General features: G+C 60.3%; 13 protein-coding genes. 5 read left to right on the top strand and 8 right to left on the bottom strand.

Translation table 11 applies throughout. The features are described 5' to 3' along the window. The first annotated feature begins 15 nt into the window (after positions 1–15). Positions 16–5,172 (top strand): dermonecrotic toxin domain-containing protein, encoded by a 5,157-nt coding sequence (locus tag F8N66_RS07665; protein ID WP_150769610.1) that lies wholly within the window; start codon positions 16–18, stop codon positions 5,170–5,172. Positions 5,173–5,274: 102 nt separating this feature from the next. Here the strand turns inward: F8N66_RS07665 and F8N66_RS07660 are convergent, their stop codons facing one another. From F8N66_RS07660 to F8N66_RS07635, 6 genes are all read right to left on the bottom strand, one after another. Beyond that, a complete protein-coding gene (locus F8N66_RS07660) occupies positions 5,275–6,504 on the bottom strand; it encodes a hypothetical protein (RefSeq protein WP_150769609.1) in 1,230 nt (409 codons plus the stop codon). Positions 6,505–6,545: 41 nt separating this feature from the next. Next, entirely contained in the window at positions 6,546–7,046 is a 501-nt protein-coding gene (locus F8N66_RS07655; protein ID WP_150769608.1) for a CS1 type fimbrial major subunit, read from the bottom strand. 37 nt (positions 7,047–7,083) lie between these two features. Next, positions 7,084–7,827 (bottom strand): molecular chaperone, encoded by a 744-nt coding sequence (locus tag F8N66_RS07650; protein WP_150769607.1) that lies wholly within the window; start codon positions 7,825–7,827, stop codon positions 7,084–7,086. Positions 7,828–7,868: 41 nt separating this feature from the next. Beyond that, the gene (locus F8N66_RS07645) at positions 7,869–9,080 is read right to left on the bottom strand and encodes a hypothetical protein (RefSeq protein WP_150769606.1); all 1,212 of its coding nucleotides are present in this window, start codon (positions 9,078–9,080) and stop codon (positions 7,869–7,871) included. Positions 9,081–9,083: 3 nt separating this feature from the next. Then, positions 9,084–11,606, bottom strand: a complete 2,523-nt coding sequence (locus F8N66_RS07640; RefSeq protein ID WP_150769605.1) for a CS1-pili formation C-terminal domain-containing protein — start codon at positions 11,604–11,606, stop codon at positions 9,084–9,086. A 110-nt stretch (positions 11,607–11,716) separates the two neighbouring features. Beyond that, positions 11,717–12,196, bottom strand: a complete 480-nt coding sequence (locus F8N66_RS07635) for a CS1 type fimbrial major subunit (RefSeq protein ID WP_150769604.1) — start codon at positions 12,194–12,196, stop codon at positions 11,717–11,719. A gap of 505 nt (positions 12,197–12,701) precedes the next feature. Here F8N66_RS07635 and F8N66_RS07630 point away from each other — a divergent pair. Beyond that, positions 12,702–13,277: a PadR family transcriptional regulator gene (locus F8N66_RS07630; protein WP_150769603.1), complete on the top strand. Its 576-nt coding sequence runs from the start codon at positions 12,702–12,704 to the stop codon at positions 13,275–13,277. Next, positions 13,274–14,065, top strand: coding sequence for a siderophore-interacting protein (locus F8N66_RS07625; protein WP_150769602.1), 792 nt, complete (start codon positions 13,274–13,276; stop codon positions 14,063–14,065). Before F8N66_RS07630 ends, F8N66_RS07625 begins: the two co-directional genes overlap by 4 nt. 104 nt (positions 14,066–14,169) lie before the next feature. Here F8N66_RS07625 and F8N66_RS07620 read toward each other — a convergent pair whose 3' ends face one another. Together F8N66_RS07620 and F8N66_RS07615 are read right to left on the bottom strand one after the other, a co-directional pair. Then, on the bottom strand, positions 14,170–14,823 hold the full coding sequence (locus tag F8N66_RS07620; RefSeq protein ID WP_150769601.1) for a Pr6Pr family membrane protein: 654 nt from the start codon (positions 14,821–14,823) through the stop codon (positions 14,170–14,172). 2 nt (positions 14,824–14,825) lie between these two features. Then, positions 14,826–15,056: a VF530 family DNA-binding protein gene (locus tag F8N66_RS07615; RefSeq protein ID WP_150769600.1), complete on the bottom strand. Its 231-nt coding sequence runs from the start codon at positions 15,054–15,056 to the stop codon at positions 14,826–14,828. A 389-nt stretch (positions 15,057–15,445) separates the two neighbouring features. On the opposite strand from F8N66_RS07615, the gene F8N66_RS07605 reads away from it, so the two are divergent. Then, on the top strand, positions 15,446–16,828 hold the full coding sequence (locus F8N66_RS07605) for a carbohydrate porin (RefSeq protein WP_150769598.1): 1,383 nt from the start codon (positions 15,446–15,448) through the stop codon (positions 16,826–16,828). Positions 16,829–17,041: 213 nt separating this feature from the next. Then, positions 17,042–19,450 carry a glucose/quinate/shikimate family membrane-bound PQQ-dependent dehydrogenase gene (locus tag F8N66_RS07595; RefSeq protein ID WP_150769596.1) on the top strand — a complete coding sequence of 803 codons (2,409 nt, stop codon included), beginning with the start codon at positions 17,042–17,044 and terminating at the stop codon, positions 19,448–19,450. Positions 19,451–19,644 lie beyond the last annotated feature (194 nt).

Genomic DNA, 19,644 nt, shown 5'->3' with positions numbered 1-19,644 from the left:
GCAAGACAAAGCCAAATGTCGAACTTGAATCAAAACACCCCACCTCTTAACACCCAAAAAAGACCACTCAAGGGCCGTCATTACGACCATATAAAAAACACAGTAAGCAAAGAATTCCTGAATACTTCGCTGCCGCGTGCACACACGTTGAGGGCCACGGAATTCAAGCGGGAAACCTGGTATCAAGGCAGTGGCCAGCCTGCGCTAAAGGCCGCCAACCAGCGGGCCTGGAAAGCGCAGAACGACGCCGACAAACTCTTCGCAAAACTTGAACAAATTGACGCGTTCGCCGAACCACTGCTCAAGGCCAGATTGAAAGAAGCCTATGGTATTGAAGTGGATGTAAAGGCAACTTACCTGCGACTTTACTTCCCCAAGGAAACCCCTTGGTATGTAATTGATACACAGGTGGGTCATGCCAGCCGAACCGTCTCCTTGCTGGAGGCGGCGCTGCACAACTTCGCCACGTCGGAAACCTTTACAGACGACTCCGACTACATCAGCCAACCTGATGCACGCGGACACTTCGAGATTGTTTCCCTCAAAACAAAGATGCCCATCGAACAATTCAAGGGTTTGTGCCGGGAGCTGGACCTCGGCGGCCAGTACGAAAAACACCTCAGTGAGTTTTTACTGACGAAAGAGCCCGTCGCCGAGGCGCTGATCAAGCTCAGGGCCACCCGCAATCAAAAAGCGGCACTGGAAGCTGCCGCGTATATGGCCCTGAAGAAGAAGGACATTACCACCGAGGCGTTCGACGTCGTCATGGGGACGATCGAAAGCAAAACCGGCCTCACGCTGGACGGCAAAGTGATGCAGTGCTGCGAGCTGTCGATGCTGGACGCGTCCTTGACCGGCATCGTGCTGTTCACGGCCAAAGAACAAAGCAATCGCACCGACAAGCTCATCGCCTACGTGCCCCATGACCCCGAACACCCGCTTAAGGAATATGCCTCGGCACAGGCGTTCGTGCAGGAACTGACGCGTCAGTTGCGGGACAACGAAACCATCCCGTCCTCGAAACGCAACTATTGGCAGTTTTTCAGCCAGTTCATCGACCAGCAACAACGCGGGCATTTTTTCGCCGGCCTCGACCAACGCCTGAGCGTGGTCAAATGGCATGAAAAGGATCGCCTCGATCCCGGACCGACCTGGCGCAGTACCCCCGTGGACAAGCCCAACCTGGAGTTCCGGGTCACGCCCATTGGCAGGAATCTCTGGGAACACCTGTACCAAGCGAGCGTCAGCAAAATCATCAATGACGCCCAGAACATTGCGATATCGACCGCCAGGACCGACTCGGCGGCACGCTGGGCCTGGTGGGACAACTTCAAAAAAATCGTCTCGGACATTTTCAACGCCGCCTTGCTGGTGCTGACACCGTTCGTCCCGGGGTTGGGCGAGCTGATGCTGGCGTACACCGCGTATCAACTGGCCACCGAGGTCGTCGAAGGCGTCGTGGACCTGGCCGAAGGGCAGTATGTCGAACTGGCGGAACATGTCGTGGGCGTGGTGACCGATGTCATTCAACTGGCGGCGTTCGGTGCTGCCGGCGCCATCGGCAATGAATTTCGACTCAAGCTTTCACCCTTCGTCGAGAACATGAAACCGGTCACCCTGCCCGATGGCAAGGCGACGCTCTGGCACCCCGACCTCACGCCCTACGAACAAACCGGTTTGTTGCTGCCCGAAACCTCCAGGCCCGATAACCTGGGCCTGCATCGGCACGCAGGCCAGGACATGTTGCCGCTGGAGGGCAAGGTGTACGCCATCAACAAACCTGCCAACACTGATGCAAGCGCAACGCACCGGATCAAACACCCTGGCCGCCGGAACGCCTACTCGCCGAAAGTCGAACCGAACGGCCACGGTGGCTGGGTCCATGAGGGCGAGAACCCTGGTGAGTGGCAAGGTGAAACCCTGATGCGACGCCTGGGCCATACGGTCGAGGGATTCACCCCAATCGAGCGCGAGCAGATCCGCATCAGCAGCGGCACCGACGACAATGAACTGCGGCGGATGCACCTCGAACATGCACCGCCGCCGCCATTGCTGCTCGACACTATCAAGCGCTTGAGCGCCCTGGACGAGACGAACACCGCCATTGCCAACCTGCGCAACGGACAAGCGCTCGCTCCCGCGTCCGTGTGGTTCGAACCGATGCTGACCGGATTGCCGGGCTGGCCTGCCGAACGGGCGCTAAAGGTCTATGAAGGCGTCGACCTGAGCGGCCAGTCGCGTACTTACGGCAACGCCGAGGCAACCGCCGACAATACCCTGAGCCTTGGTCTGCCCGACGTGATGTCCAGTCAGTTTGCCGAGCGCGTCATCGAATTTTTGAACGAGAGCGAAATCAGCTCCCTGCTCGGTCCCGACGTACCGGGCGGCAACCGCGTCCAAACTTTGCGCAATCTATTGGCCGATGCCGTTGACCGGCGCCACGGAGAAATATCCAGATATCTCTACCAGGCTGGACAAGCGTCGCCCCGGTTGGATGTGCAAATGGTGAGACAGGCGTTTGCCGATTTGCCGCTCTCGCTCACGGAAAAAATCCTGGCGGAGGCTACCCCCAGTGAAGAACAGCGCATAGCCAAGGAAAAACACCTGCCCCTGCGCCTGAAAGCCCTGGCCCGCGAAGCCAATTTCGAGGCGCTCACCACCCGTGCCTATGAGGGTTTTTATCACGAAGAAATGCTGAGCCCCGACACCGAGAGGCTGGCGCTGAACACCCTCAAAACCTTCAGCGACAGCTTCGGCGACTTGCGCGTAGAGGTGCGCGATAGCACGCCTGACGGCACACTACGCTGCAGCGTCGGGCCGGACGATGCCTCCACTGTGCGATTAATGATCCGTGATGAGCACGGCCTCTACGAAATAAAGGACAAAAACCACCGGCCGTTGCAGCCTGCCGGTGATTTTTTTGAAGCGATCCTGCACGTTCTGCCGCAAGAAAAACGATCGCAACTGGGCTACCAGACGGGTCAGGGCCGACAGCTTAAACTGTGGATCATGGATCAGACGGCTCCACCGGCCGAGCGTCGCAGGGTGTTGGCACAGCCGCCCATTTTCACGGTCGCCCCGGTTGAAGTGATGAGCCTGGTGCGGGGGCCCTGGTGGTTCTTCGGCGCAAAGACCCCCGAGCAAAGGATCAAGCAGCTGTATCCGAGACTCAGCGAGCGGCAGGTGAACTCCTTTGTCGAGCAATTGCGCGCCCAAGGTGAGGCCGACAAGGCCATTGACGAACTCGAGAATGAACTGGAGCAACTGCGCCATACCCTGGACGCATGGCGGGACGGTCAGCCCCGCGGACTGGATGGCAGCGGGGAAATGGAGGTTGGCGTCAATCTCGACTTCCTGCGAACCGGTGGCCGCCATCTCCAGACCCGACTACTCGAATGTTTCGAACGCAAGAGCGAAGGCTTCGGTGAACGCAATGTGCATCCGGCCGAGGGTTACACGCTGGACCTGTCAAGCGAGTTCCAGGGACCGAACATCGAGCGTTGGTGGACAGAGTTACGCAAGCTGCCCGGCATAGACAACTACCTCGACCGGATCACCGCCCTGAAACTCAACAAGGCGCGTTACTCCAGCAACCCCGGCGGCCTGTTGAGCGACCTGCCCAACCTTCGTCATTTAACCGCCCGCGACGGCGAGTTGACCGGGATCCCGCCCGCCATCGGCGAACTGCATCAACTCAGAACCCTCGACCTGGCCGATAACGATATCCTGCTGGCGTCTGGCTCACTGGAACAGTTGGCTCGCCTGACCCACCTGGAAACACTGAGGCTGGACGGCAATCCCCTGGGCCAGCCGCCGAATGTCGGTGGCATGCCCGAGTTAAACGTGCTGCGCCTGGCCGACACCGGCATCGAGGACTGGCCGACCGGCCTGTTTAGCGACGGCACCGAGGTCAAGTCTCGTCCGCGCCATTTCTCGCTCGACATGCGCCAATGCCCAATCAAAAGCTTGCCGCAGGTCACGGCAGGCTCGGATCAAGCGTTTGTGCTGGCGCGTTCGCGTTTCAGTACCACGGACCTTTCGGCTGACGATCTGGGGCGTTTGGGTGATTATCGCGAGTCCGTGGGCTTTCTGCGTGATCAGCCGCTCTTTCCAAGGGTTGAGAATGAACTGGAACATTGGGCCCCCTCCCCCCCTGACACTTCTCTTTTTAGTCACTCGGAGCAGTTCACGCTATACAGAGAGGAGTCCTGGCACGACGTGCTGGCAGAAGACGGCTCCAGCGATTTTTTCAAAGTCATTCGCCGCCAGCGAGAAAGCCAGGACTACCTCGACCCTCGCGCGCGTGCGCAACTCACGGAGCGCGTCTGGCAAATGATCGAAACCATGGCGGTGGACAGCGACTTGCGCTACGAGCTGTTCAAGCAGGCCGCCGCCCCCCAGACCTGCGCCGACGCCGGGGCGCAATTGTTCAACCGAATGGGCATGAAAGTATTGGTGTCGCGGGCCTACATGGAGTCGACGACCTCCAATGTGCTGGAAAATAACCTGGTCACGCTGGCCCGCAGCGCCGCACGCCTGGAAAGCGTAGGCGACGTGGCCAGAGCCGAGATCAGCCGCCAACTGCAGCAGCACAAGATCAATCCCGCCGCCAACAGTGCACCGGATGACGTGGGAGTTCATTTGGCCTTCGAAACCGGCCTGGCCAGACGTCTTGATCTGCCCTGGCGCTCCGAGGGCATGCTCTATCAAGCACGATCTGGGGTTGATCAGGCCAAAATCGACACGGCCTATATCACGGTTATCGAACGCGAGCGCGGCGACGGACTGGTCAACGGGATGATTGATTTGTTCGACGATCCGTTCTGGGAGCAATTTCTGCGCAGGCGTTACGCGCCTGAGTTAGAGGCCAATGATCGACTTTACGAAGCCAGACACGAGCAACTCGAAACGCTGCGCGAGGCGCAGGAGGAATGGGTCCTGACCCAGGACAAATCACGGTTGAAGCCATTGAAGACGCAGCTGGAAGGCCTGGCTCAGGCGCTGAATATTCCCGAGGCAGATGTGTTCACTGAAGAAGTCACGTCTACGTTTTATTACAACCGGCTGGTGAGGGAAATGAGCGATATGCGCAAGGGTGTGGCCAGAGCCCTGACCCGCAGGTCGCTGAAGAACGCCGGGCTTTGGCCGGCAGATCCCACACCGTTGACCTGACCCTGGGATTCAGACCCGCCGGGGCCCCGCGTTGAAGCATGGCATCACGTCGCGACAGCCATCGGCCGGCCGGTAACCCCGGCCGGTTTCATCGTGACCGGCTCAGACCTCCGAATCCCAGATCACCGTAATGTCGCCCCTGAACGTGTCATTCACGCCAGGGCGCAACACATAAGCGATGGCGTCCGCGGGCATCTCGAAGCGCAAATTGCCCGGCTTTCGGTCCACGTAATGACCTGGCTGGAAGGGACCCAGCCATTCGTTGTTTTTCAGTGTGAGATTCACGACGGGTTTGTTATCCAGACCGGTGATTCCGGCGGGCAAACTCATTTGCGTGAGCACCCAGGTGACGCCGGGATTCGGTATCTGTGAGCCGATCAGCTTGCATTCGGCGCCGTAGAAGCTGAACGAATTACACTGCATCATGACTTTGAAACGAGACGACGCCGACAAGTGAAAGGCCTGGTCCCGGTAGATCCGGCCGGGCCTGCCGCTGTTCGCGATCCAGCTGTGCCAGCCCCCTTCCGGCTCAAGCACAACCTTGCTCCCACCCGGCGGCAAGTCAACCTTGAGGGTGTGCTGCACGTCCAGCACGAAGTCCAGGGTCAGGCTGGCATCATCCGGCGCCAACATCGATCCCAATTGAAAATCACCGCCCGGCCCCAGGCTGTAAGTCAACGAGCCGTTGTACAGCCCGGACGACATGCCCAGCGGATTGGGCGTGCGCAGCTCATAGGCAAAATCAAGGGTGTCGAAATACATCGACGGTATCCGGTAAGCGGCCACCTTGGTGCAGGCCGCCTCTACGGGCGCTTTCCAGAAGAATCTGTAAGTCGCCGGGGTGTAAGCGCCCACACCACTGTATTGACACGGTGACGGGGCATACACCCAGCTGCTGCCGGTCCAAAGCTTTTGATGGCCTTCGAGGATGTCCGACACGCCGACCAGCTGAGCGGCTGAATCGCTCAGATTGAAATTGGAACCGATGCCAATGATACGTACCTCGACGGTTTCGGTTTCCTGGGTGTCGCGGTGGGTGACGGTCAGCTGCCGCCAGTTGGCCGGTACTTTTAAGTCCAGGCCATTACCGGGCGTAATGGCGCGAGTGGAATTGAAACGGACCGGTATCTGAATGCTGAACATGTTGTGCTTGCTGCACTCCCCGGGGTAGTTCGCGCAATACCCGCTGTTCGGCGTCTGGTTGATAAACACGTTGTTCCGGGGCTGTGAGGGATCCGGCTGGAATAGCGCCCGGATCTCCTGATTCGCCGCCTGGGCCGCAGGCAGGCTCAGTGCCGCTAGCAAGCCCATCCAGCCTGTCGTCCTGTTCATGGTTTCATTCCATTGTGATCGGTAGAGAAGGTGTCGCTGCGCTATTCGCCCGGAGCCCTGGCGTTAAACAGCAACACCACATTGCCGTCATAGTCCCCGGGCTTGTAGCCGCCGGACGGCTTGACCGGCTGTATGTCCAGCAACACCCGGGTGCCCACGGCGGCCTCCGCTCTGGACACCACTTCACGGGGGCGAGTATCCGGGCTCAGCTCAACGCCGTTGAAACTGACCTTCAAGCCGATTTCCTCGCCCGGCCTGCCGTTTGACAGATACGGCGAGTTGCCCAGGCGCGCTTCAATGGCACTGGTGTCATGCCGTACGTCAAAATATTTTTGCACGCCGCCCATGGTCGCCGAGGGATAGTCCCAGTTGAGTCGCTGCGGCCGGTGAATCCAGTCCGGCTCCACCGGGATGATGTAAAACGGGCGACTGGGGATGGTCAGCGTGACCTCGAAATTCAGCTCTTCCCGGGCCGCCCAGGTCGGGACACTCATCAGTGAGCCCAAAGCCATCAGTGCGGCGACGGCGCATTGCTTGTTCATGTTCGATACCTACCGCGTCTGTTTATGGAGGCAACCGTTAGCGGCTCGCCACCTTCAGGTCTTTTTTGCTGTCGCCTTCGATCAGCTTGAAACGGTATTCACGGCCTGGCTCCTTGTCGAAAGCGAAGGTCTTGCCGGCCATGACGTGATGTTTGGTGGTCGCGCCACAGTCCGTTTCCTTGGTCAGCGAGCAGCTTTTGAACTCATCGACCACCAGCACGGTGTTGCCGTTGTTGCGCAGTTCATAACGGTCAGGGGTTTCGTTGATCGCCGTGTCATAGCGGGCATCCCTGGGCCGGACGAAGAACACAATGCCAAACCCGGTCATGACGTTGACCCCGGCCGACAGGGTCTTCTTGTAGTCTTCGCGCTCCTCATTGGAGACCACGAATTCGTCTTCCTTTTCCGGCACCACCGGCACGAACCGAACGCGGAAATAGCGCTCGCGGTCACGCTCGCCCATGTACAACAGACGCGTGCCTTGCATGCCCTGGGCCGGCACGATCAACCGGGCGGGGCTGGCCATGACACCGTTGCGCGAGGCACCGTCGACGGCGTTGGCGACCGGAATTTCCTGCGGCTTGCCATCCGCGTCGTAGATGATCTCCAGCACGTTGACCTTGACGAACGCGGTGCTGTCACCGCTGTTGAACACCCGTTTCAGGTAAGTACTTTTGTCGCCGTCGAGATAGTCGTACACCGTGCCGACATTGATCTGCGGCCCGGCATTGGCCGCCATGCAAAACACTGCGCACAGCCACAGCAAAAACAGTCGTGTCATCGTCTTCAACCTCGTGAAAAAAAATGGTCAGGCCCGGACGTTCAGACTTCCGAGTCGAAAATGAGGGTGGCGAAACCGCGCAGCGTGCCGTTCATCCCGGGCCTGAGCAGCGACTCGATCCACCGTGAGGGCATCTGAAAGCGCAAGTTGCCGGGTTTGCGATCCACGTAGCGGGTGGGTTCGAAAGGCCCTATCCAGGTGTTGTGATTGAGCGTGCCAGTCCAGCCGTCAGCACCGCCGGGACCGGCGATGCCCCTCGGCACGGTGAGCCTGACCTGGAACTTGGAAAACCCCACCTCGCTGTTACCGATTTCGCACTCAGAGCCGCCCAGGGAGCTGCAGATCAGCTTGACCTTGAAGCTCGACGACGCCGACAGGAAGAACGGCTGGTCACGGTAAATCTCGGTCGGCCTGCGACCGTTGTCGATCCAGCGTTGCCAGCCACCCTTGGGTTCCATGGCGACCTTGCTCCCACCGGGGGGCAGGTCGACTTTCAGGGTGTGCTGTACATCGAGCTCGAAATCGAGCGTCAGGTGACTGTCACTGGGCTGCATGGCCGGTCCCATCTCGAAATCACCACCGACGCCCATGATGTAGGTCAATGAGCCGGTGTACAGTCCGGACAACATCCCCAAGGGATCGGGCAGGCGCAGCTCATAAGCAAAATCGACCGAATCGAAGGCCATCTTCGGGATCATGTAGGCAGCACGCTTGTTGCAGTACGCCTCGGTGGGCGAATCCCAGAAAAACCCATAGCTGTAGGGCGCGACAACCCCAGCGCCCGTCGTGGCGCAAGGAGGCGGCGCATAAAACCACTGCGACCCCCAAAGTTTTTCGTGCCCTTCCCAGGGACCCGCAGCGTCGGTCAAATTCGCTGCCGTATCGCTCAAAACATATTCAGAGCCGATACCGACAATCCTCACTTCAACCGTTTCAGATTGCCGGGTAATTTGATTGGTGACCGTCACCTGTCGCCAATTGGCAGGCGCCTTGAACCCCACGCCATCGCCAGGCACAACGGCGCGGGTAGAGTTGAAACGAATCGGCGTATTGAAGCTGAATATGTTGCGCTCGGCACATTTCACCGGGTATTTCGCACAGTAGCCCGTGTTCGGCGTCTGGTTGACGAATTCGTTCTTGCCCGGCTGTGGAAAATCCGGCTGAAACCGTAATTTGACCTCCTGGTTCGCCGCTTCGACGCTAGTCAGGGTGAACGCCACCAGCCATCCCAATCCTCTGATCATTCTTTTCATGGCTCAACCCGCCTTCTGATCGGTAACAGTTGCATCGGCCAGTGTGTCCGGTGTGCAGCGCAGGTCACCGATCATCAGCACGTTGTTTTCGCTGCGATGCTCGCTCGCGTTGAGGCGGAACTGGCACAGCAAGCGGTTATCCTGACGCACCTCAAGGGTCGGTGAGCCGGCGTTCATTTCCATCGAGAAGAAACCGTCGACCTCCGTCACCCCGCGGCTGGCGTGGTTGATCACGTGGTGGCCCTTGAGCGGCTGCCCTTGTTCATTGACCAGGCGACCCAACACCGTCAGGGTTTTCATCACCCGGATCTTGCGGTAGTCCACCCCGCCCTTGTTCAGGTGATAGCGGGTGCGCGCGGGCTCGATGGTGGCCGCCGGCACATGGTTGCCTTCGAAATCGAAACTCACCGAGCTGTTCTGGTACGCGGTGATCGGGATGAAGTTGCGTCCCGGTTTCAACGCCGCCATGCCTCCGCTGAAATCGTCGGCGCGCAGGGCAATGTCATCGATGTCCGATTCGACATCGACGATCATCCCGGCGCCGCGCATTTCGTGCTGGCTGGTCATGAGCATCTGCCGGCCGCCCAGCACCAGGGTGCTGTCCAGGTTCAGGCCGCCGGTGAAGTTGCCGTTATAGGAAGAACGCTGGATGAAGCCGTCGCCATTGATCGCATCGGTGCGAAAGTTGGCCAGGCTGGACACGCCCACGCCATAGGTGTCGGTCAGGGCGGTGACCGAGACGTTTTGCAGCACGTGGTCCTTGAGGTCCTTGCGCCAGCCGATGGACGCGTTGTTGTCGCGGCCACCTTCGCGGGCGGTACGCGAACCGATGCTGCCGGTGATCTGCTCGCCCGGCGCGCCCAGGGCCACGTTGATGCTCAAGTCGACCCCACGGTTGCGATCATTGCCGCTGCTGTAGCTGCCTGGCCGGTCGAACAGCGACAGGCGCCAGTTGGCATCGCTGCCGAACAGCGTGGTGCGCTGGGTCCAGCCCAGGTCCACGCCAACGCCTTCAACGTTGCCCTCGCTGTGGGACACCCGCGCGTTGAGCGAATTCTTGTTGCTCAGCCGATGATTAATCGCCAGCGACGAGTTGGTGGTTTCGCCTTTGAAGACATTGCGCTGCCGTACCCGCGTGCCGTCCGGCAAGGTTTCGTACAGGTCGGTGGTGTCCAGCCAGCTGCGGTTGTGGCTGATCACCAGGCTGCCGGCGCCGTAGTTGTAAAGGCTTTGCAGGTCCAGGCCGGTGCCGTGATCCTCGGTTTTATAGACATTGGCGTACAGGCTGACGTGGTTGGCCAGGGTCCAGTCGACCGAGGTGCCGTATTGCAGTTTTTCGCGAATCTGCCGCGCCGACAGGCCGAGAATCACCCGTGGGTGCATCAGGTAGTTGACCGAGGCGCCGGCCGTGGGACTGCCGCTGGCCTGCTGGTCCCAGTTGCTGAGCAGCTTGCTTTCTTCGCCGGCGAACAGGTTGTAGCGCCAACGCTCGTCGAGGTTGCGCCAGTTACTGGGCTTGTACACCAGTTCCTGGGTGGTGGAGGTGATCTGGCCGTCCTCGATCAGGCGCACTTCCACTTCATAAATGCCACCCGGCAACGGACGGGTGTCGAGGGTCTGCAAGCCGGCGGGCACCGACTGGGTATTGATCAACAGGCCGTCGCGATAGATCTCCACCGAGCCCTGGCGATTGGCCGTGACGTAGATCGGATAAACGCTGGGCATCGGGCTGTTGATCGCCAGGCTGTCGGAGCTGCCATACATCACGCCGACAGCGGTGTCGGGGCTGGTGCCGAACGTGCGCGGTTGGCGGGTCAGCCCTTCGGAATTGGGGGTGAAATAGCCCAGGCGAAAGAAATTGCCTTGCAACTCGCGCTGGGTGTAAAGCTCGTGGACGGCGTGGTACAGCTTGTCGTCCGGGCCGCCGAGGCGGGCCACTTGCATGTTGAACGTCTGGCTCCAGTTGCCCAGGCTGCCGCTGGCTTCAAGGCCAAAGCGCCCGCCCAGATCCTGATCCTGGCCGCCATTGAGATTGAGCTGGTTGCGCACCATCAGGCCGCTGCTGCCGCCTGCGGGCTGCTCGAAATAACGCTTGGCTTCAAGGTCGCGCTCAGCGTTTTCGGTGAGGATCGAGACCAGCGAGTTTTCCAGGTTGTAGTGCACCGCCAACACCTGGTTCGGGCAGGAACCGGTGCAATTGCCCAACGCTACGCCAGGTTTTAGATAACTCGCCCACTTTTCCCGCTCGGCGGGGCCGTAGCGGTTTTCACTGGTGTCGGTAAATTCCAGGAGCGTGACGCGATCATCGCGCGACAGCACCACCATGGCCTCCCCTAACGGCTGTTGATCAAGCTCCACGCGCACGGCCAGAGGCACATCAAAAAAATGCTCCTCGAAGTCGGCGGGCAAACCTTTGGCCTGGGCCAACAGACTTCGCGGTGTGGTACCGGCGGAATCGGCAGCCGCCATGGCACCGGCACAAAACAACAGCGCAAGCGCTGCCGCGATGGGGGTCATCGGGAACATGAACTCGTACTCTGATTACGAACAAGTTGAAATCCGGCGGACAAGCCAGCTTGGATGTCCGCCGGGAAACGCTACTTATAGAAATGAGCGCTTAGTGCATGATCGGTCGATCAAGGCGTCACAGCATCGAAAACCATTGCCACCGAACCGGTGTAATCACCCGGGACGAAAGTGGTACCCACTGCCTTGATGTTCAGCGGTGCACGGTAGTTCACGTCGGATTCAGCTTCACCCACGACCATTTGCGGAGTGGTGGTCAATACCTTGTTGTTAAAGGAAACTTGAAGATCGATCGCTTCGGCACCCGCGATCAGCTTCGGCAAACTTTCCAGGCTGGCGTGAACCGAACCGTTGTTATTGCGCACATCGAAGAAACCGTTGACTTCGCCCATCTTGCCGGTGGTCGGCTGGTAGCTCATGTCCTGGTCCTTGTTGACCAGGTCCGGGTCAGTCGGCACCACGTAGAAGCCATTGGTCGGCACATGGGCCACGAGGCTGATGGAATGAGTGGCTTCGCCCGCAGCGAAGGCCATGGAGGAGCCGAGTGCGAGAACGGCCAGGGGAGCAGCGATTGCGAATTTCTTGAACATCATTCAGTACCTGTTTTCTTGAAAGGATTAGTTCATTGAAACTTCAAACAACACAGACCTTCACGATCATGGCCGTTTGATATCTCAACGCCGAAACATCATCGATGCTTCGCAATCGAATGTAAGCAGGCAACTTCCGATGAACGCGTAGTTCAACCACCCCATGATGGGAAAGAAAAAAACACGAATAATAGAAAAGCAAAAAGATGCCTGTAAGTTACGCCTTACATACAGTTTTCCCTAAAAAACCATACAGCAACTTCAACTTTTAAATACGGGGACTTGAGTGGTTTTTAGAATATATACTCCAACAACAATAGAGTAATAGCTCAACTTTCCGACAATTACCCCGAGACGTAAGAAATTATGTCGGATCAGGCCGGAATTGACGTCTCCTCGGCGACGCCACCACTCATCCGGTGAAGCCGCTGCGCCTGAAAAACTCCTTGCCTCCACGTAAAGATATATCTTAAGTTGTATCTAAACACGACGAGAGAGACGAGAAATGAGAGACCATCATTCACCCCATCGAGAACACGGCGACGGCCGTGACGGCTTCGAAAAACGCCCCGCCCGCGAACGCGGCGGGCGCGGGCCACGGGTATTTGCCCCCGGCGACCTGAAGCTGCTGTTGCTGGCGCTGATCGCCGAGCAGCCCTGCCATGGCTATGACCTGATCCGCCAGATCGAAAGCATGTTCGACGGCGCCTACAGCCCGAGCCCGGGCGTGATCTACCCGACCCTGACCTTTCTGGAAGAAAGCGAAATGATTCTGGGCGACGCCGAAGGCGGAAAAAAACGCTACAGCGTGACCGACGCCGGACGTCTTTCATTGCAAGACCAGGCGATTGCGCTGGATGGCGTGCGCATGCGCATCGAGGTCAGCAAGCGTTCGCTGCGCGGTCATGACCGTCCAGCGGAGATCCATGAAGCGGTGCACAACCTGCGCCATGCCTTGCAAATGCACCACGGTCGCTGGAGCCCTGAAGAGATCCTGCGGGTGCGTGACCTGCTCAACAACACCGCCAAAGCCATCGTCGACGGCCCCGCCGTTGCACCTGCCCAGGAGACCGCCGAATGACCGAAGTCATCGATCCGTCGCAATCCATTCACCGCGTCATGCATGAAATCAAACGTCGCCGCCTGGAAGTGCTGCGCGTGGTCGACCTGACCCCGCGCATGCGCCGCATCACGCTGGGCGGACCTGAACTGGCGGGGTTCGTCAGCCTCGGCACGGACGACCACGTCAAACTGCTGTTCCCGCAGAACGCGGCGGAACAGGCGGCGCTGGAAACCCTGGTATTGGGCGGCGGCAAAGACAACGGCCCGATGCCGGCCATGCGCGACTACACCCCTCGACGCTACGACCTGGATGCGCTGGAACTGGACATCGATTTCGTCCTGCACGGCGACGGCCCCGCCTCGACCTGGGCCGAACAGGCCAGACCCGGCCAGTACCTGCACATCGGCGGACCACGGGGCTCGATGATCGTCCCGGACATCTTCGACAGCTACCTGCTGATCGGCGACGAAACCGCCCTGCCCGCCATCGCCCGACGCCTCGAAGGCCTGGCGGCCAATCGGCGTGCGCTGGTGATCATCGAAGTGGAAAACGGCAAGGAGCAGCAAGTGCTGCAAAGCGCTGCCGAGGTCAATGTGATCTGGGTCCTGCGCGAAGGGGGCAAGGATCATTTGCTGACCACCGTGCGCCAGGTCCAGGTTCCCGCTGGCAGCCTATATGCCTGGGTCGCGACCGAGAGCAAGGTGTCGCGGCAGATTCGCCGGGTATTGCTGGATGAGCATGGGCTTGACGATCAGTACGTCAAGGCGGTGGGCTACTGGCGCCTGGATGACAGCGACGAGGAATAACTGCCTCACCGGCCCCTTCGCGAGCAAGCCCGCTCCCACAGTAGATCGGTGCACGCCGATCACATGTGGGAGCGGGCTTGCTCGCGAAGGCGATCCTCCAGGCATTACAAATCCCTGACCCTGCCACCGCACCACCGATCCAGCCCGATCAGCACCAGCGCAACCGCCACAAACCCCACCAATATCCCGCCCGCATTGAGAAACACCTGTGGATAACCCAACTTATCCACATCGATGAACGGATACGGATACGTCGCCAGCAAATGCCCGCGCAACAGCGAATAGGCGAAGTACACCACCGGATAAATCACCCACAGCGCGATGTGCCTTAACCGCAGCGTGCCCTTGGGCACCCGGCCCCACCAATAGATGAGAAACAGCAGCGGCATCACATCGTGCAGCAACTCATCGGCCAGCCATTGCCAGCCTTCGGGATGCCACAAATGGCGCAGCAACAGGCTGTACGCCAGGCCGACCACGGCGATGCTCACCGCAATACCGCTGCTGACCCACGGCTGCAAGAACCAGCGGCGCGCCGCCGATTCGCGGGACGTCAGTTCACAGGTCAGCACGGTCGCCACCAGGGTATTGCTGAGCACGGTGAAGTAGCTGAAGAGGCTCATCAGCCCGCCCAACAGGCTGGCCCCCAGCGTCCAGCGTGAATGGAAAATCAGGTACAGCTGAATGCTTAATCCCGCCCAGCCGAGGACGGCGGCCACGGCAACAAAACGACGCTGCAGGGCAGGCCGGATGTGCATGTTCAGAGCGGTCGCTTGGTACGCATCAGCTTCACGTACAGGCGTTCGACCTTTTCCCGCGCCCAGGGGGTTTTGCGCAGGAAGGTCAGGCTCGACTTGATGCTCGGGTCACTCTTGAAGCACCGGATGTCGATGCGTTCGGCCAGCCCCGACCATTCGTAGTGCTCAACCAGCGCGTTGAGGATGTGCTCCAGGGTGACGCCGTGCAGCGGGTCGTTGCTCTGTTCGGTCATGCCGGGCCTTCAGCGTTGTAGGGATGGAAAACCGCGCACCTTAGCGGAGGGCGTCATTGGGGGGAAGCGGTCTGTTAAATGTAGGTGATTCTGGAATGCAGGAGTCTTGCAGGAGCGAGCCTGCTCGCGATGGTTGTTAACGATGACGCGTGCAGTCTGGATTCACGCGGCGCTCACAGGTTCTTCGCGAGCATGTTCGCTCCTACAAAAAGCATCACCCGGGCGCGCACTGTTACCAAATCCGAAACGATGCATGTCAGTAAAAGCGCTTTCTCTATTTGTAACAGAACATTATCCTTGCGCACATTCCAGCTGAAACGCTTCCGCTACTCCCTTCAATTCTGCTGTTTCCGTTCATTCCCCAGAAAAAGATCAAGAATTTCTTCTCTATGCCCGATTTACGATTTTCGCAAGACAGCGCTGTCTCAACGCCGGTTGCCCGCCAGAAACCCCTGAACCTGATTGGCGGATTCACCGCATTGAGCCTCGCCACCTGCGTACAGGCCGCCCCGGCCTTCGACAGCGACTCGCCGTGGATGCTGGGCGACTGGAATGGCACGCGCACCGAACTCGCGGAAAAAGGCTACGACTTCAAGGTCGATTACACCGGCGAAATGGGCAGCAATCTACACGGTGGCTACGACCACGACCGCACCGCGCGCTACAGCGACCAGTTCGGCTTCGGCACGCACCTGGACTTGCAGAAGATCCTGGGCTGGGACGACGCCGAATTCCAGCTGACCGTCACCGAACGCAGCGGCAACAACATCAGCAACGACCGCCTCAACGATCCGCGCGTCGGCGGCTTTACCTCGGCCCAGGAAGTCTGGGGCCGGGGGCAGACCTGGCGCCTGACGCAGATGTGGTACCAGCAGAAATTCCTCGACCAGACGCTCGACATCAAGGTCGGCCGCTTTGGCGAAGGCGAAGACTTCAACAGCTTCCCCTGCGACTTCCAGAACCTGGCGTTCTGCGGCTCCCAGGTGGGCAACTGGGTGGGTGGTATCTGGTACAACTGGCCGGTCAGCCAGTGGGCGATGCGAGTCAAATATCACCTGACGCCGGAGCTGTACGCGCAAGTCGGCGCGTATGAGCAGAACCCGTCGAACCTTGATCGCGGCAACGGTTTCAAGCTCAGCGGCAGCGGCACCCAGGGCGCCATCCTGCCGGTGGAACTGGTGTGGACGCCGAAACCCAACGGCCTGCCGGGCGAATACCGCGCCGGTTACTACTACAGCAACGCCAATGCCACCGACGCCTACAAGGACAGCCACGGCCAGCCCGCCGCCCTGAGTGGCGAGGCCTACCGCAGTGCGTCGAGCAAACACGGGGTGTGGCTGGGTATTCAGCAGCAGATCACCAGCAAGGCCAGCGACCATTCGCGCGGCCTGAGCCTGTTCGCCAACGGCACGATGCACGACAAGAAAACCAACGCCATCGACAACTATGTCCAGGCCGGCGTCGTCTACAAAGGCCTGCTCGATGCCCGTGCCAGGGATGACATCGGGTTTGCCATGGCCCGTGTGCACGTCAACCCGGCCTATCGCAAGAACGCCGAGGCGACCAATCAGGCCCACGGGGTTTTCGACTACGACGACCCGTCGTTCCTGCCACCCCAGGACACCGAATACAGCGCCGAACTCTATTACGGCGTGCACGTCACGAACTGGCTGACCGTGCGCCCGAACCTGCAATACATCCGCCACCCCGGTGGCGTGGACAAGGTCGATGACGCGCTGATTGGCGGGATCAAGATCCAGTCGACTTTCTAAGCGTCACGCAAAAACCCGTGGGAGCGGGCTTGCTCGCGAAGAGGGCGTGTCAGTCGATGCAAATGCCGTCTGACCCGGCGCTTTCGCGAGCAAGCCCGCTCCCACAAGGGAATGCGGCGCCCCAACCGTTTTTAACTGAACCCTGCCCGCGCAGGATCATCATCTACAGTGAACCTGCGCGGGACTACTTGAAACGTCACGGAGAATCACACTATGAGCACTGATGGTGCTTTGAGTCGAAGCCGTCTGCTGCCGAGCCTGCTCGGCGTCCTGCTTCTGCTAATGGGCCTGGCCATGCTGGCGGGCGGTATCAAGCTGAGCCTGCTCGGCGGCTCGCTGTACTACCTGCTGGCCGGTATCGGCCTGGCGCTGACTGGCATTCTGCTGATCGCCGCCCGCCGCGCGGCCCTGGGCCTTTATGCACTGGTGCTGTTCGCCAGCACGGTGTGGGCGCTGTGGGAAGTCGGCCTCGACTGGTGGCAACTGGTGCCACGCCTGGCGATGCTGTTTGCGCTGGGCATCGTCATGTTGCTGCCGTGGTTCCGCCGTCCGCTGCTGCGCGAAGGCGCCGCACCGATGGGCACCGGTGCCCTGAGCGTGGCCGTTGTGATTGCAGGCGCAGCCGCACTGGCCAGCCAGTTCACCCACCCCGGTGAAATCAAGGGTCAACTGGACCGCGACAGCGTGCCGGGCATGACCAACACCGCCCCGGCCATGCCGGACGGCGACTGGAACTCCTACGGCCGCAGCGCCCACGGCGATCGTTACTCGCCACTGGCGCAGATCACCCCGCAAAACGTGAACAAGCTCGTGCCGGCCTGGACCTACCGCACCGGCGACCTGCCCGGCCCCAACGACCCGGGCGAAACCACCGCCGAAAACACCCCGCTGAAAGTCAACGGCATGCTCTACGTGTGCACGCCGCACAGCCAGGTAATCGCACTGGACCCGGACACCGGCAAGGAAATCTGGCGTTTCGATCCGAAGCTCTCCACGCAGAACGCGGCGAACTTCAAGGGTTGGGCGCACATGACCTGCCGGGGCGTGACCTATCACGATGACGCGGTGTATGCCTCCGAACAGAGCCCGACCGGCAGCGCCAGCGCTCCGGCGGCCAGCATCTGCCCGCGCCGCATCTTCCTGCCGACCGCCGACACCCGACTGATCGCCCTCAACGCCGACACCGGCAAGATGTGCGAAGACTTCGGCGACAAGGGCCAGGTCGACCTGCGCGCCAACATCGGCAGCTTCACTGCCGGCGGTTACTATTCCACCTCGCCGCCCGCGGTTACCAAGGACCTGGTGGTGATTGGCGGCCACGTCACCGACAACGTTTCCACCGACATGCCAAGCGGCGTGATCCGTGCGTTCGACGTGCACACCGGCAAACTGGTGTGGAACTGGGACAGCGGCAACCCGGACGACACCACGCCTATTGCCGAAGGCAAGACCTACACCCGCAACTCGCCGAACATGTGGTCGATGTTCGCCGTCGATGAAAAGCTCGGCATGCTCTACCTGCCGATGGGCAACCAGACCCCGGACCAGTTCGGTGGCGCGCGTACGCCGGAATCGGAACTGCACGCCGCCGGCCTGACCGCCCTGGACATCGCCACCGGCCAAGTGCGCTGGCACTTCCAGTTCACCCACCATGACCTGTGGGACATGGACGTCGGCGGCCAGCCGACCCTGATGGACCTGAAAACCGCCGATGGCGTGAAGCCAGCGGTCCTGGCCTCCACCAAGCAAGGCAGCATCTACGTGCTGGACCGCAGCACCGGCCAGGCCATCGTGCCGATCAATGAAGTGCCGGTGCCGCAAGGCGCGGTGGAAGGCGACCACACCTCGCCAACCCAGCCGAAATCCGACCTCAACCTGATGCCGCCGCCGTTGCAGGAACGCGACATGTGGGGCGTGACCCCGTTCGACCAGCTGATCTGCCGGATCGATTTCAAATCCATGCGCTACGACGGCCCGTTCACCCCGCCGTCGTTGCAGGGCTCGATCGTGTATCCGGGTAACTTCGGCGTGTTCGACTGGGGCGGTATCTCGGTCGACCCCGTGCGTCAGATCGCCTTCGTGAACCCGAGCTACATGGCGTTCAAGTCGAAAATGATCCCGGCCGCCGACATCGCCGCCCAAGGCCCGCGCAAAAGCGAAACCGAAGGCGTGCAACCCAACAAAGGCGCGCCATACGGCGTCGTCCTCGAAGCGCTGCTGTCGCCGATGGGCCTGCCGTGCCAGGCACCCGCCTGGGGTTACGTGGCGGCGGTCGACCTGACCACCCATAAAGTGCTCTGGAAGCACAAGAACGGCACCGTGCGCGACAGTTCGCCGGTTCCGGTTCCCCTGAGCATGGGCGTGCCAAGCCTGGGCGGCACCTTCACCACCGCCGGTGGCGTCGGTTTCCTCAGCGGCACCCTGGATCAGTACCTGCGTGCCTACGACGTGAAAAACGGCAAGCAACTGTGGGAAGGCCGCCTGCCGGCCGGCGCGCAGACCACGCCAATGACCTACACCGGCAAGGACGGCCAGCAATACGTGCTGGTCGTTGCAGGTGGTCACGGTTCGCTGGGCACCAAACAGGGTGACTATGTGATTGCGTACAAACTGTCCGAGTAATTTTTTGCGGCGGTAAAAACCAAAGGCGACTCCCTCACGGGCGTCGCCTTTTTTGTTGCCATGTCGTCCCCCCTGTAGGAGCGAGCCTGCTCGCGATGGTCTCCAAGAACACCGCAGGGCGTCAGATACCCAGCGTCATCGTTGACGTCCATCGCGAGCAGGCTCGCTCCTACGGGGGACGGTGTCGCCCTGAA

Source organism: Pseudomonas fluorescens (genome assembly GCF_902498195.1).
GTDB lineage: Bacteria > Pseudomonadota > Gammaproteobacteria > Pseudomonadales > Pseudomonadaceae > Aquipseudomonas > Aquipseudomonas fluorescens_BU.
This window is presented reverse-complemented; position numbering and strand designations above follow the sequence as displayed.

Coding starts and splice junctions, on each gene's coding strand:
- F8N66_RS07645 (WP_150769606.1), bottom strand. CDS start 9,080: ATGAAAAGAATGATCAGAGGATTGGGATGGCTGGTGGCGTTCACCCTG.
- F8N66_RS07625 (WP_150769602.1), top strand. CDS start 13,274: ATGACCGAAGTCATCGATCCGTCGCAATCCATTCACCGCGTCATGCAT.
- F8N66_RS07665 (WP_150769610.1), top strand. CDS start 16: ATGTCGAACTTGAATCAAAACACCCCACCTCTTAACACCCAAAAAAGA.
- F8N66_RS07620 (WP_150769601.1), bottom strand. CDS start 14,823: ATGCACATCCGGCCTGCCCTGCAGCGTCGTTTTGTTGCCGTGGCCGCC.
- F8N66_RS07605 (WP_150769598.1), top strand. CDS start 15,446: ATGCCCGATTTACGATTTTCGCAAGACAGCGCTGTCTCAACGCCGGTT.
- F8N66_RS07630 (WP_150769603.1), top strand. CDS start 12,702: ATGAGAGACCATCATTCACCCCATCGAGAACACGGCGACGGCCGTGAC.
- F8N66_RS07635 (WP_150769604.1), bottom strand. CDS start 12,196: ATGTTCAAGAAATTCGCAATCGCTGCTCCCCTGGCCGTTCTCGCACTC.
- F8N66_RS07660 (WP_150769609.1), bottom strand. CDS start 6,504: ATGAACAGGACGACAGGCTGGATGGGCTTGCTAGCGGCACTGAGCCTG.
- F8N66_RS07615 (WP_150769600.1), bottom strand. CDS start 15,056: ATGACCGAACAGAGCAACGACCCGCTGCACGGCGTCACCCTGGAGCAC.
- F8N66_RS07595 (WP_150769596.1), top strand. CDS start 17,042: ATGAGCACTGATGGTGCTTTGAGTCGAAGCCGTCTGCTGCCGAGCCTG.
- F8N66_RS07650 (WP_150769607.1), bottom strand. CDS start 7,827: ATGACACGACTGTTTTTGCTGTGGCTGTGCGCAGTGTTTTGCATGGCG.
- F8N66_RS07655 (WP_150769608.1), bottom strand. CDS start 7,046: ATGAACAAGCAATGCGCCGTCGCCGCACTGATGGCTTTGGGCTCACTG.
- F8N66_RS07640 (WP_150769605.1), bottom strand. CDS start 11,606: ATGTTCCCGATGACCCCCATCGCGGCAGCGCTTGCGCTGTTGTTTTGT.